A 12,455-nucleotide genomic window follows, 5' to 3' on the forward strand; every position below is an offset into this window, starting at 1 on the left:
ACTTATCCTATGGGCTTATTTGAAAAATAAAGATAAACATTATAAAATTTAGGATTCCCAATTAAAACGCAAAGCGCGCATTTTTCAGCAAATGATCTATAAAGATCATCCTTTTTGTGGTCGAAAACTGGCGCAATTAGACAGCCGATTGAATGGTGGTACTCATCTGGTAGAACTCGTTCAATATCACCAATGGCAAGGTTCATCATTCTAACTAAGTCATTTTTGGTTGCTGTTTTGCCGAGATTCCGCCAATCTCTTTCAGATGTTTTTTTAAATTCAAAAGAGAAAGCACGCAATCCATCGTGCAGCCAGAGATCTGCTCGTCCTTGAACAAGATTTTTTTCATCGTGCTTTGTAAGGCGCTTTCCGTCTCGTTTTTTTTGAATGACTTCCCACGCTCTTTTATCGATTGGATACTCGGAAACGGCTGAGAATTTCGCTCTGGCTGCTCCAGCTAAAAGTGTACTCACCCCAGCATTTTCATTGTCATGAAACGGCCTGAAAGTTGGAGCAACCTCCGCCAGCTCTGAACATATCTCAAGTGTGCCGAGAACCATTTTTTCAATTGCGGGCTGCACGACGCTGAAGTTCTTATTTAGTTTTACCCATTCTCGTTGCATCACAGCATCGCTTCCAGCTTCACACAGCCCTTGGGCATAAGTTCAGCTTCCACCTCGGCCTGCGTCTGGCTGATCGCCATGGCTTTCAGGCCCAGACGGGCAAACATCGCCGCATCGCTATCATCGCCCGCATTGGGCGCAGTCAGCAGCTTGTCGCCGGTAAAGATCGAGTTGGCACCTGCCAAAAAGCACATGGCCTGCGTCATTTCCGACATGCTCTCGCGGCCTGCCGACAGGCGGACCATCGATTGCGGCATGGTGATACGCGCCACCGCCACGGTGCGGACGAATTCCACATCGTCAATCTTGGCCAGCGGCGTATCGGCCAGCATATCGCCCAGCACCGTGCCCTTCACCGGCACCAGAGCATTGACCGGCACGCTTTGCGGATGGTCGGGCAGGGTGGCCAGCGTATGGATGAAGCCGACGCGGTCCTCGCGGGTTTCGCCCATGCCCACAATGCCGCCGCTGCACACGTTGATCCCTGCGCGCCGCACTTGGCCCAGCGTATCGAGCCGGTCTTCCATCGTGCGGGTGGTGATCACATCCTTGTAGCGTTCAGGCGACGTGTCGATATTGTGGTTGTAATAATCCAGCCCCGCCTCGGCCAGCATATCGGCCTGTGCGGGTTCCAGCATGCCCAAAGTCATGCAGGTTTCCAGCCCCATGGCGCGCACGCCTTTGACCATTTCGATAATGGCGGGCATGTCGCGTTCCTTGGGGTTGCGCCATGCCGCGCCCATGCAGAAACGGGTGGAGCCATTGTCGCGCGCTTGCGCGGCTGCCTGCAACACGCGCTGCACTTCCATCAGCTTGGTAGCTTTTACCCCGCTATCCGCCTTCACGCTCTGGCTGCAATAGCCGCAATCTTCCACACAGCCGCCGGTCTTGATCGACAGCAGGGTGGAAAGCTGGACCTCGTTGGCGCTGTGATTCTCGCGGTGAATCTCGGCGGCGCGATAGACCAGTTCCGTAAAGGGCAGGTCGAACAGCGCGGCGATTTCCTCGCGGGTCCAATCGTTTCGGGCGGGGGTGGTCATTCTCGATCTCCAAGCACTGGCCACGCGGTGGCCTATGGCATCAGCGCATAGGCCAATTTGCGCCATCAGGCAAAAGCGCGCGTCAGGCGTCTTCCCCTAAAGGCGGCATATTATGGCCCAGCAGGCGCAGCATATCGGCGGCGCATTCCACCACATTGGAGCCGGGGCCATAGATGCCCTGCACCCCTGCCTCGCGCAGGAAATCGTAATCCTGCGGGGGGATCACGCCACCGGCCACCACCTTGATATCGGGCCGCCCCGCATCGCGCAGCAGCTGGATCAGCTTGGGAATCAGCGTTTTATGCCCTGCGGCAAGGCTGGAGGCGCCCACCGCGTCCACACCCGCTTCCAGCGCCAGCTTGGCCGCTTCCTCGGGCGTCTGGAACAAGGGCCCGCTGGTGACGGCAAAGCCCATGTCGGAAAAGGCGCTGGCGATGACATTGGCGCCGCGATCATGGCCATCCTGACCCATCTTGGCCACCAGCAGGCGCGGCGCACGGTCCAGACGGCGCGATACCGCCGCAACCCCGTCCAAAACCTGTTGGTATCGGTCATCCCCTGCATAGGCCGCGCCATAGACGCCTTTGACCGGCGTGGGCGTGGTGCCATAGCGGCCAAACACTTCCTCCATCGCTGCGCTGATCTCGCCCAGAGTGGCGCGCTGGCGGGCGGCTTCCACCGCCAGTTCCAGCAGATTGGCCGATCCCTTGGCGCCCTCGGTCAAAGCGGCCAGTGCCGCCTGACAGGCGGCTTCATCGCGGGCAGCCTTTACTGCGCGGATACGGGCGATCTGCCCTTCGCGCACGGCGTGGTTGTCCACTTCCAGCGTGTCGATCGCATCCTCGCTGGCGAGACGGTACTTGTTGACGCCCACGATCACATCGTCGCCACGGTCCACCCGCGCCTGACGGCCGGCGGCGGCTTCCTCGATCATCGCCTTGGGCCAACCGGCGGCGACCGCCTTGGCCATGCCACCCTCGGCCTCGACGCGGGTGATGATTTCCCACGCCTTGTCCACCAGCTCGCTGGTCAGCGCCTCGATATAGTAACTGCCCCCCAGCGGATCGACCACTTTGGTCATGCCCGTTTCTTCCTGCAGGATGATCTGGGTGTTGCGGGCGATGCGGGCGGAGAAATCGGTGGGCAGGGCGATGGCTTCGTCCAGCGCGTTGGTATGCAGGCTTTGCGTGCCGCCCAGCATGGCCGCCATGGCTTCGACCGTGGTGCGGATGACGTTGTTGTAGGGGTCCTGCTCCTGCAAGCTCACGCCGCTGGTCTGGCAATGGGTGCGCAGCATTTTGCTGCGTTCGTCTTTCGCGCCCAATTGCGTCATCACGCGGTGCCACAAGACGCGGGCGGCGCGCAGCTTGGCCACTTCCATGAAGAAATTCATGCCGATGGCGAAGAAGAAGCTCAGCCGTCCGGCGAATTTGTCAATGTCGAGGCCGCTGGCCACGCCATATTTCACATATTCCATGCCGTCCGCGATGGTGAAGGCCAATTCCTGCACCTGCGTCGCGCCAGCTTCCTGCATATGATAGCCGGAGATGGAAATGCTGTTGAACTTGGGCATTTCGCGGCTGGTATAGCCGAAAATGTCGCTGATGATCCGCATCGATGGTTCGGGCGGATAGATATAGGTGTTGCGGACCATGAACTCTTTCAGAATGTCATTCTGAATGGTTCCGTCCAGCTGTGCACGGGGCACGCCCTGTTCCTCGCCCGCCACGATGAAAAAGGCGAGGATGGGGATGACCGCGCCATTCATGGTCATCGACACGCTCATCTGGTCGAGCGGGATGCCGTCGAACAGGATCTTCATGTCCTCGATGCTGTCGATAGCCACGCCCGCCTTACCCACATCGCCCACCACGCGCGGATGGTCGGAATCGTATCCGCGATGGGTGGCAAGGTCGAAGGCAACCGACAGGCCCTTTTGCCCCGCCGCCAGATTGCGGCGATAAAAGGCGTTGGATTCCTCGGCGGTAGAAAAGCCCGCATATTGGCGGATCGTCCATGGGCGGCCGGCATACATGGAGGCGCGCACGCCGCGGGTGAAAGGCGCGAAACCGGGCAGGCCGGGATCAACGCTCACGTCTTCCGCTGTATAGAGCGGCTTGACCGTGATTCCCTCCGGCGTCTGCCAGTTCAGGTCCTTGCCTTTCACCTCTTTGGCGGAAAGGGCCTGCCAGTCGTTAATGTCCGCCACGGGGCGTCTCCATGATTTCGGTGAGCTGCCCCAGCATGTCCTTGGGGTGCAGGAAGAAGATCGGCGTGCCATGCGCGCCGATGCGCGTGGGGCCAAGGATGCGCTTGCCCTGCGTGGTGAACCATTCGCGGGCGGCCTCGATATCCTCCACCTCATAGCAAAGGTGGTGCTGGCCGCCTGCCGGGTTCTTTGCGATGAAGCCCGCAATCGGGCTGCTCTCGCCCAGCGGTTCGATCAGCTCGATCTGCGTGCCGGTGGGTTCGCCATGCGCGTCCGGCGTGTTGACGAAGGCCACCTTCACGCCCTGTTCGGGCAAATCAAAGGGCTCTGTGATGACCTGCGCGCCCATGATGTCGCGGTAATAGGCAAGAGCGGCCTGCATATCAGGCACGGCCACGCCAATGTGGTTGAGACGTCCCAGTTTCATGGCCGGTCCTTACAAAGGAATATTGTCGTGCTTCTTCCACGGGTTTTCCAAGCTCTTGTTCTTGAGCTTACGTAGCCCCAGCGCGATGCGGCGGCGGGTGGAATGCGGGTGGATCACTTCGTCGACAAAGCCCTTGCTGGCCGCGACAAAGGGGTTGGCAAAGCGGTCTTCATATTCCTTGGTCTTTTCGGCCTGTTCTTCGGCCGACAGGCCACGGAAGATGATTTCCACCGCGCCCTTGGCCCCCATCACCGCGATTTCGGCGGTGGGCCATGCATAGTTCAAATCGCCGCGCAGATGCTTTGACGCCATCACGTCATAGGCGCCGCCATAGGCCTTACGGGTGATGATGGTGATCTTGGGCACGGTTGCCTCGCCATAGGCGAAGAGCAGCTTGGCGCCGTGTTTGATAATGCCATTATGCTCCTGCGCCGTGCCGGGCAGGAAGCCGGGCACATCGACAAAGGTGAGCAGCGGAATATCGAAAGCATCGCAGAAGCGTACGAAACGCGCCGCCTTTTTCGACGAATTAATGTCGAGGCATCCGGCCAGCACCAAAGGCTGGTTGGCCACCACGCCCACCGTCTTGCCCTCGATTCGGCCAAAGCCGCAAAGGATATTGCCCGCATGGCCGGGCTGGACTTCAAAGAAATCCCCCTCGTCCACCACTTTGCGGATCACTTCCTTCATGTCGTAAGGCTGGGTGGCGCTGGCGGGCACCAAAGTGTCGAGGCTGTTCTCGATGCGGTCCCACGGGTCGGAATTGGGGCGGCTGGGCGCGCCGCTGCGGTTGCTGAGTGGCAGGAAGTCGAAAAATTCACGCGCCGTCAGCAGGGCTTCAATGTCATTTTCCAGCGCCAGATCGGCCACGCTGGTCTTGGTCGAATGGGTGACCGCGCCACCCAGTTCTTCCTGTGTCACCACTTCATTGGTCACGGTTTTGACCACGTCGGGGCCGGTGACGAACATATAGGATGAATCCTTCACCATGAAGATGAAGTCGGTCATCGCGGGTGAGTAAACCGCGCCGCCCGCACAAGGGCCCATGATCAGGCTGAGCTGGGGCACCACGCCGCTGGCCAGCACATTGCGCTGGAAAATTTCGGCATAGCCGCCAAGGCTGGCCACGCCTTCCTGAATACGCGCGCCGCCGCTGTCATTGAGGCCGATGACCGGTGCGCCCACTTTGAGCGCCATATCCATGATCTTGCAGATCTTCATCGCGTGTCTTTCGGACACCGCCCCGCCGAACACGGTGAAATCCTGCGCAAAGACGAAAACGAGGCGGCCATTGATCGTGCCGCTGCCGGTAACCACGCCATCGCCGGGGATGGTGGTTTCGGGCATGCCGAAATCGACGCAATTATGTTCGACATACATGTCGACTTCTTCAAAGCTGCCCTCGTCCAGCAGCACCTTGATGCGCTCGCGTGCGGTCAGCTTGCCCTTGGCATGCTGGGCATCGATGCGGCGCTGGCCACCACCGGCGCGGGCGGCGGCGCGGCGCTTTTCCATTTCGGCAATATTGGCGCTCATCGACTGGTCCTCTTTGCTTGTTATCCCCCTGATGCGCCGGAAAGGCTTGCCGCGTCCACAGTAATGTTGCTAATTTGCAAAGAGTGACTTTGCAAAACGGAGTTGGGCCATGAAACGCCGCCTCTATATCGGCCGCTTCCTGAAAAACCTGCGTGAGACCCATGGGTTGCGGCAGGCCGATCTGGCGATGCGTCTGGGGATCAGCGCGCCCTATCTCTCGCAACTGGAAAGCGACCAGCGGCCTTTACCACTGGCGCTGGCCGACCGGTTGCGTGATGTGTTCCCCGTCGATTGGGCGGATATGGCCGAGGCGCCGGTCGATTCCACCGTGACGCAATTGATGGAGGCGGCCAGCGATCCCCTGTTGCGAGACGCATTACCCGCCGAGCAGATCGAGCGTGTGGCCGAGCAATTCCCGCAATTTGCCGCGCAATTTGCCCAGCTTTACCGACTGCACAAGCGCGACACGCAAAGGCTGGAGGCGATGGACGAGGCCTTGGGCGCGGACACGCTGACCGGTGGCCGCCTGCCTTGGGAGGAGGTGCGCGACTGGTTTCATCTGGCCGACAATTACGTGCATCTGATCGATTCCAGCGCCGAGGCGATGGCGGGGGCCTTGGCGCATCAATTGCCGACACCCGATACGGCGCAGCTGACCGACTGGTTCGCGCGCAAGGGGATCACGCTGAATTTGCAAAGCGGCGCGCCGATCCGCCATTATGACGAGGCCGCCCGCGTGCTGACGCTGGACGCGGGCCAACCGCAGGAGAGCCTGCGCTTTCAATTGGCCTATCAGCTCTGCTCGCTGGCGCTGGCGGGGGAGATTGCCGAGACGGTGGCCCATGCGGGGCTGCGGACGGAAACGGCGCGGCGCTTGCTGTCGGTGGGGCTAAGCAATTATGCGGCGGGGGCTTTGTTGATGCCCTATCGCGCCTTTCGCGATGCGGCGCGGCGGTTGCGGCATGATATTGATTCGATGCGCCAGATTTTCGGCACCAGCTTTGAACAGACCTGCCATCGCCTTTCCAACCTGCAACGCCCGCATCAGCGCGGCGTGCCGATTGCCTTTTGCCGGATCGATATGGCGGGCAATATTACCAAGCGCCATGCCGCCAATGGCTTGCAATTTGCCCGTTTCGGCGGCGCCTGCCCCTTGTGGATCGCGCATGAGGCGGTGGCCATTCCCGACCGCCTGCTGTGCCAAGTGGCCGAAATGCCCGAGGGGCGACGCTTTGTGTTCATGGCCAAGGGGTTGGTCAAACCCAGCGGCGCTTTCTTCCGCCCGCCGCGCCGCTATGCGGTGGTGCTGGGCTGCGAGGTCACTCTGGCCAGCGAGTTCATCTATGCCGACACGCTGAACCTGCAATGCGAGGAGGCGGTGGCGCGGATCGGCGTGTCCTGCCGCATTTGTTCGCGCCATGATTGCCACCAGCGCGCCTATCCCCCCGGCGACCGCCAGATCGACATCAGCACCAACCAGCGCGGTTTCATCCCCTATCGCATCATGGATTGATGCGCCAAAAGAAAACCCCGTGGAGCCTTGCAGCGCCACGGGGTAATCTCTTTCAGGCTGGAAAGAAAGGCTTAGGCCTTCTTCACCTCGGCCACGATCTTCTTGGCGGCATCGCCCAGATCATTGGCGGCCACGATGGGCAGGCCGGAATTGTTCAGAATTTCCTTGCCCAGATCCACATTGGTGCCTTCCAGACGGACGACCAGCGGAACCGACAGGTTCACTTCCTTGGCAGCGGCCACGATACCGGCGGCAATGATGTCGCACTTCATGATGCCGCCAAAGATGTTGACCAGAATGCCTTCCACAGCCGGATCGGACAGAATGATCTTGAACGCAGCCGTCACCTTCTCGGTGGTGGCGCCGCCGCCCACGTCGAGGAAGTTGGCGGGGAAAGCGCCATGCAGCTTGATGATGTCCATGGTGGCCATGGCCAGACCGGCGCCGTTCACCATGCAGCCGATGTTGCCATCCAGCTTGATGTAGGCGAGGTCATACTTCGACGCTTCGATTTCGGCCGGATCTTCTTCGGTTTCGTCGCGCAGTTCGACCACATCGGGGTGGCGATACAGGGCGTTCGAATCAAAGCTCATCTTGGTGTCGAGCACCAGCAGCTTGCCGTTCACGTCTTCGACCAGCGGGTTGATTTCCAGCATGGCGCAATCAAGCGACAGGAAGGCATCATAGAGCTGCTTGGCGAGCAGCTGGGCCTGCTTGTTGGTGTCGCCCTTCAGCTTCAGCGCGAAAGCAATCGCGCGGCCGTGGTGGGGCTGGAAGCCGGTGGCGGGGTCAACCGTCACGGTGGCGATCTTTTCAGGGGTGTCATGGGCAACGGCTTCGATGTCCATGCCGCCTTCGGTCGACACGATGAAGGCCACGCGGCCGGTGGCGCGATCAACCAGCAGCGAGAGGTAATATTCCTTGGCGATGTCCACGCCATCGGTGATGTAAAGGCGGTTCACCTGCTTGCCAGCTTCACCGGTCTGCACGGTGACCAGCGTGTTGCCCAGCATTTCCTTCGCATGCGAAGCGACTTCGTCGAGGTTGAAGGCCAGACGTACGCCGCCCTTGGCGTCGGCAGGCAGTTCCTTGAACTTGCCCTTGCCGCGGCCGCCGGCGTGGATCTGCGACTTCACCACATAGAGCGGCCCAGGCAGCTTCTTGGCAGCTTCAACGGCTTCTTCCACCGAAAAGGCCGCAAAACCGGCAGGAATGGCGACGCCGAACTTGGCAAGCAGTTCCTTGCCCTGATACTCATGCACGTTCATCGGTTTTTCTCGCTATGCTGTGCCTAACGGCCCATTTTGATGGCGCGTTCTAAAGCATAGTGACGGGGCCTTTGGAAGGAAAACATGTGCGAATAATTCTTAATTGCAAACTTTCTGGCGCTGCTACCTAAGTGCTGGTGGATGTCCCGCGCCTTGAATCGATCCTGCGCGAGGCGGGGGAGTTGGCCATGGCGCATTGGCCCGGCGCCGGGGCCGAACCGCAAGTTTGGGAGAAATCGCGCAACAATCCGGTGTGCAGTGGCGACCTTGCGGTGGACGCTTTCCTGAAGCGGGAACTGGGGGCGCTGCTGCCCGAAGCGGGCTGGTTATCGGAAGAAACGCTGGATATTCCGGAACATCGCAGCGGCGAACTGGTCTGGGTGGTGGACCCGATTGACGGCACGCGCGACTTTATTCGCGGGCGGCGCGGCTGGGCGGTGTCGGTGGCTTTGGTGCAGGCGGGTAGGCCCGTGCTGGCCATGCTGAACGCGCCCGCATGGCAGGAATTCTGGCAGGCGGGCCAAGGGCAGGGCGCTTTTGTGAATTGCGAGCGACTTGCAACTAGCGCCAAGTCGGAGCTTTCCGGCTCACGCATGCCCTGCGTCAGCCTGCCGCCGGAGGATGAGGGTTTCATCCGAATCGAACAGCCCAATTCGATCGCCCTGCGCATGGCCATGGTGGCGGCGGGGCGGGCCGATTTGCTGGCCACTTTGCGCTGGGGCTATGAGTGGGACATTGCCGCAGCGGCCCTGATTGCCAGCGAGGCAGGGGCGGCGGTCAGCGATGTGCTGGGGCAGGAACTGGCTTTCAACAAGGCCGACCCGCGCGCCTTTGGTCTGATGGTCTGCCCGCCCGCGCTGCATCAGGCGGCTGTGGCGCATTATGCCGAGAGAGCGTCGCGCCTTATCTAAACGCCCACAAAAAAAGGGCGACCCCGCAGGGCCGCCCTCCTTTAATCGGCAGTGGTTGCGATTAAGCAGCCAGCTTGCGCAGCACGTACTGCAGAATGCCGCCATTGTTGAAATATTCAATTTCATTGGCGGTATCGATGCGGCACAGCGCGGTAAAGGTGAAGGTGCTGCCATCCTTGCGGGTGACTTCCACTTCCACGTCCTGACGCGGCTTCAGGCTGGCAACGCCCTTGATGGTGAACGAGCAATCGCCGTCCAGACCCAGCGTGTTGCGCGTGTCGCCATCCTTGAACTGCAGGGGCAGCACGCCCATGCCGACCAGGTTGGAACGGTGGATACGCTCGAAGCTTTCCACGATCACGGCGCGAACGCCCAGCAGGTTGGTGCCCTTGGCAGCCCAGTCGCGCGACGAGCCGGTGCCATATTCCTTGCCAGCCACGACGACCAGCGGGGTGCCATCGGCCTTGTGCTTTTGCGCCACGTCGAACACGGCGCCCACTTCATCGCCATAGCGCGAGAAGCCGCCTTCCACACCGGGAACCATTTCGTTCTTGATGCGGATGTTGGCAAAGGTGCCACGCATCATCACTTCGTGATGGCCGCGACGTGCGCCATAGGAGTTGAAGTCGGCCTTGGCCACGCCATTGGCCATCAGCCATTCGCCAGCAGGGCTGTCAGCCTTGATGTTGCCAGCGGGGCTGATGTGGTCGGTGGTGATCGAATCGCCCAGAATCAGCAACGGCTTGGCGCCGGTGATGTCCTGAACCGCAGCCGGTTCCATCGACATGCCTTCGAAATAGGGCGGGTTGGCGACATAGGTCGAACCGGCGCGCCACGAGTAGGTTTCCGAACCCACCACATTGATCGCCTGCCAATGCTTGTCACCCTTATACACGTCGGCATAGCGGGCCTGGAACATGGGACGATCCATGCAGCCAGCCATCGTGGTGTAGACTTCGTCATTGGTGGGCCAGATGTCCTTGAGGAACACAGCCTGACCATCCTTGCCGGTGCCGATCGGGGTGGTGGTGAAATCTTCGATCACCGTGCCCTTCAGAGCGTAAGCCACCACCAGCGGCGGCGAGGCGAGGAAGTTGGCGCGCACGTCAGGCGACACGCGACCTTCGAAGTTGCGGTTGCCCGAGATTACGGCGCTGGCAACCAGACCGTTTTCGTTGATCGCCTTGCTGATCGGTTCGGCCAGCGGGCCGGAGTTGCCGATGCAGGTGGTGCAGCCATAACCCACGAGGTTGAAGCCAACCGCGTCGAGATGCGACTGCAGACCAGCGCGTTCCAGATAGTCGGTCACAACCTGCGAGCCGGGGGCCAGCGAGGTCTTCACCCAGGGCTTAGGCGTCAGGCCCAGTTCGTTGGCCTTCTTGGCCACCAGACCAGCGGCCACCAGCACGCCGGGGTTCGAGGTGTTGGTGCAAGAGGTGATCGCCGCGATCACGACGTCGCCATCGCCCAGATCGAAGTCCTTGCCTTCGACGGCAACGCGGGTCTGTTCCTTCTTGTAAACGTTCGCCATGTCGGCGTTGAACACATCGTCCACTTCGGGCAGCGACACGCGGTCCTGCGGGCGCTTCGGGCCGGCCAGCGAGGGCACAACCGTCGACAGGTCCAGTTCCAGCGTGCTGGAGAAGATGGGTTCGACCGAAGGATCGATCCAGAAGCCCTGCTCCTTGGCATAGGCTTCGACCAGAGCGATCTGGTCTTCTTCACGGCCGGTCAGGCGCAGATAGTCCAGCGTCTTTTCATCGATGCCGAAGAAGCCGCAGGTGGCGCCATATTCAGGAGCCATGTTGGCCAGCGTGGCGCGGTCGGCCAGCGTCAGGTCAGCCAGACCGGGGCCGAAATATTCCACGAAACGGCCCACCACGCCATGCTTGCGCAGCATGTTGGTGGCGGTCAGCACGAGGTCGGTGGCGGTAACGCCTTCCTGCAGCTTGCCGGTGAACTTGAAGCCCACGACTTCGGGGATGAGCATCGAGACGGGCTGGCCCAGCATGGCCGCTTCGGCTTCGATACCGCCCACGCCCCAGCCCAGCACGCCAAGGCCGTTGACCATGGTGGTGTGGCTGTCGGTGCCGACGCAAGTGTCGGGGTAAGCGACGGTTTCGCCGTTCTGGTCAACGCTGGTCCACACCGTCTGCGCGATGTTTTCCAGGTTCACCTGATGGCAGATGCCGGTGCCCGGCGGCACGGCATAGAAATTGTTGAGCGACTTGGAGCCCCACTTCAGGAAGTCATAGCGCTCCATATTGCGCTGATATTCGATCTCGACGTTCTCTTCGAACGCCTTGGGGTGACCGAATTCGTCCACCATCACCGAGTGGTCGATGACGAGGTTGACGGGAACCAGCGGGTTGATCTTGGACGTGTCACCGCCCAGCGTGGCGATGGCATCGCGCATGGCGGCCAGATCGACCACGCAAGGAACGCCGGTGAAATCCTGCAGCAGCACGCGCGCGGGGCGATACTGGATTTCGTTCTGCGATTCGGTGGGGTTCTTTTGCCAATCGGCAATCGCCTGCACGTCGGCGGTGGAAACGGTGAAGCCGCCATCTTCAAAGCGCAGCAGGTTTTCCAGCAGCACCTTCATCGAGAAAGGCAGGCGCGAAATGTCGCCGATCTTTTCGGCGGCTTTCTTCAGCGAGTAATAGGAGACTTCCTTGCCACCGGCGCTCAATTTCGAGCGGGTGCCGAGCGAGTCCTGTCCGACCTGAGTCATGCGGGCGTGTTCCTCACCAGTAGGGCCTTGCGGGGGAGGGAACGCGGGGACGCGCGGCGCGCGCCCTTTGCCCCGCCCGAAAGGCGGTTGTAGCCAAGCGGCGATGCGCGGGTTTGTGCGGCGCGTCAAGGGCGAGAAAGGTCGAATTGTCGCGCTGGGAGCGGCTTTCTTTGATATTGCGAATGCGTAGCAAA

Annotated in this window: 9 protein-coding genes; 2 read left to right on the forward strand and 7 right to left on the reverse strand. The window is 60.8% G+C overall.

The genetic code is table 11. The features are described 5' to 3' along the window. Positions 1 to 2: 2 nt before the first annotated feature. The 5 genes from EOE18_RS10000 to EOE18_RS10020 form a co-directional block, all read right to left on the reverse strand. A complete protein-coding gene (locus tag EOE18_RS10000) occupies positions 3 to 623 on the reverse strand; it encodes a hypothetical protein (protein ID WP_127709020.1) in 621 nt (206 codons plus the stop codon). Continuing rightward, entirely contained in the window at positions 623 to 1,663 is a 1,041-nt protein-coding gene (gene bioB, locus EOE18_RS10005; RefSeq protein ID WP_127709022.1) for a biotin synthase BioB, read from the reverse strand. Before bioB ends, EOE18_RS10000 begins: the two co-directional genes overlap by 1 nt. An 82-nt stretch (positions 1,664 to 1,745) precedes the next feature. Beyond that, positions 1,746 to 3,872, reverse strand: coding sequence for a methylmalonyl-CoA mutase (gene scpA, locus EOE18_RS10010; protein WP_127709024.1), 2,127 nt, complete (start codon positions 3,870 to 3,872; stop codon positions 1,746 to 1,748). After that, positions 3,859 to 4,299 (reverse strand): methylmalonyl-CoA epimerase, encoded by a 441-nt coding sequence (gene mce, locus EOE18_RS10015; protein WP_127709026.1) that lies wholly within the window; start codon positions 4,297 to 4,299, stop codon positions 3,859 to 3,861. Before mce ends, scpA begins: the two co-directional genes overlap by 14 nt. Positions 4,300 to 4,308: 9 nt before the next feature. After that, on the reverse strand, positions 4,309 to 5,835 hold the full coding sequence (locus EOE18_RS10020; protein ID WP_127709028.1) for an acyl-CoA carboxylase subunit beta: 1,527 nt from the start codon (positions 5,833 to 5,835) through the stop codon (positions 4,309 to 4,311). Between the two features lie 109 nt (positions 5,836 to 5,944). Between EOE18_RS10020 and EOE18_RS10025 the strand changes: the two genes are divergently transcribed. Then, a complete protein-coding gene (locus EOE18_RS10025; protein WP_127709030.1) occupies positions 5,945 to 7,348 on the forward strand; it encodes a helix-turn-helix domain-containing protein in 1,404 nt (467 codons plus the stop codon). 71 nt (positions 7,349 to 7,419) lie between these two features. Here EOE18_RS10025 and sucC read toward each other — a convergent pair whose 3' ends face one another. After that, complete coding sequence (sucC, locus tag EOE18_RS10030; protein WP_127709032.1) at positions 7,420 to 8,616, reverse strand: ADP-forming succinate--CoA ligase subunit beta; 1,197 nt, start codon at positions 8,614 to 8,616, stop codon at positions 7,420 to 7,422. 134 nt (positions 8,617 to 8,750) lie between these two features. On the opposite strand from sucC, the gene EOE18_RS10035 reads away from it, so the two are divergent. Next, positions 8,751 to 9,527 (forward strand): 3'(2'),5'-bisphosphate nucleotidase CysQ, encoded by a 777-nt coding sequence (locus EOE18_RS10035; RefSeq protein ID WP_127709210.1) that lies wholly within the window; start codon positions 8,751 to 8,753, stop codon positions 9,525 to 9,527. 61 nt (positions 9,528 to 9,588) lie between these two features. Here EOE18_RS10035 and acnA read toward each other — a convergent pair whose 3' ends face one another. Next, positions 9,589 to 12,261 carry an aconitate hydratase AcnA gene (gene acnA / locus EOE18_RS10040; RefSeq protein ID WP_127709034.1) on the reverse strand — a complete coding sequence of 891 codons (2,673 nt, stop codon included), beginning with the start codon at positions 12,259 to 12,261 and terminating at the stop codon, positions 9,589 to 9,591. Between the last annotated feature and the right edge of the window lie 194 nt (positions 12,262 to 12,455).

This window comes from Novosphingobium umbonatum, from assembly GCF_004005905.1.
Taxonomy (GTDB): domain Bacteria; phylum Pseudomonadota; class Alphaproteobacteria; order Sphingomonadales; family Sphingomonadaceae; genus Novosphingobium; species Novosphingobium umbonatum.

What these genes read in the sequence shown, in the direction of transcription:
- EOE18_RS10025 (WP_127709030.1), top strand. Translation starts at nt 5,945, where the DNA reads ATGAAACGCCGCCTCTATATCGGCCGCTTCCTGAAAAACCTGCGTGAG.
- EOE18_RS10000 (WP_127709020.1), bottom strand. Translation starts at nt 623, where the DNA reads ATGCAACGAGAATGGGTAAAACTAAATAAGAACTTCAGCGTCGTGCAG.
- bioB (WP_127709022.1), bottom strand. Translation starts at nt 1,663, where the DNA reads ATGACCACCCCCGCCCGAAACGATTGGACCCGCGAGGAAATCGCCGCG.
- acnA (WP_127709034.1), bottom strand. Translation starts at nt 12,261, where the DNA reads ATGACTCAGGTCGGACAGGACTCGCTCGGCACCCGCTCGAAATTGAGC.
- sucC (WP_127709032.1), bottom strand. Translation starts at nt 8,616, where the DNA reads ATGAACGTGCATGAGTATCAGGGCAAGGAACTGCTTGCCAAGTTCGGC.
- mce (WP_127709026.1), bottom strand. Translation starts at nt 4,299, where the DNA reads ATGAAACTGGGACGTCTCAACCACATTGGCGTGGCCGTGCCTGATATG.
- EOE18_RS10020 (WP_127709028.1), bottom strand. Translation starts at nt 5,835, where the DNA reads ATGAGCGCCAATATTGCCGAAATGGAAAAGCGCCGCGCCGCCGCCCGC.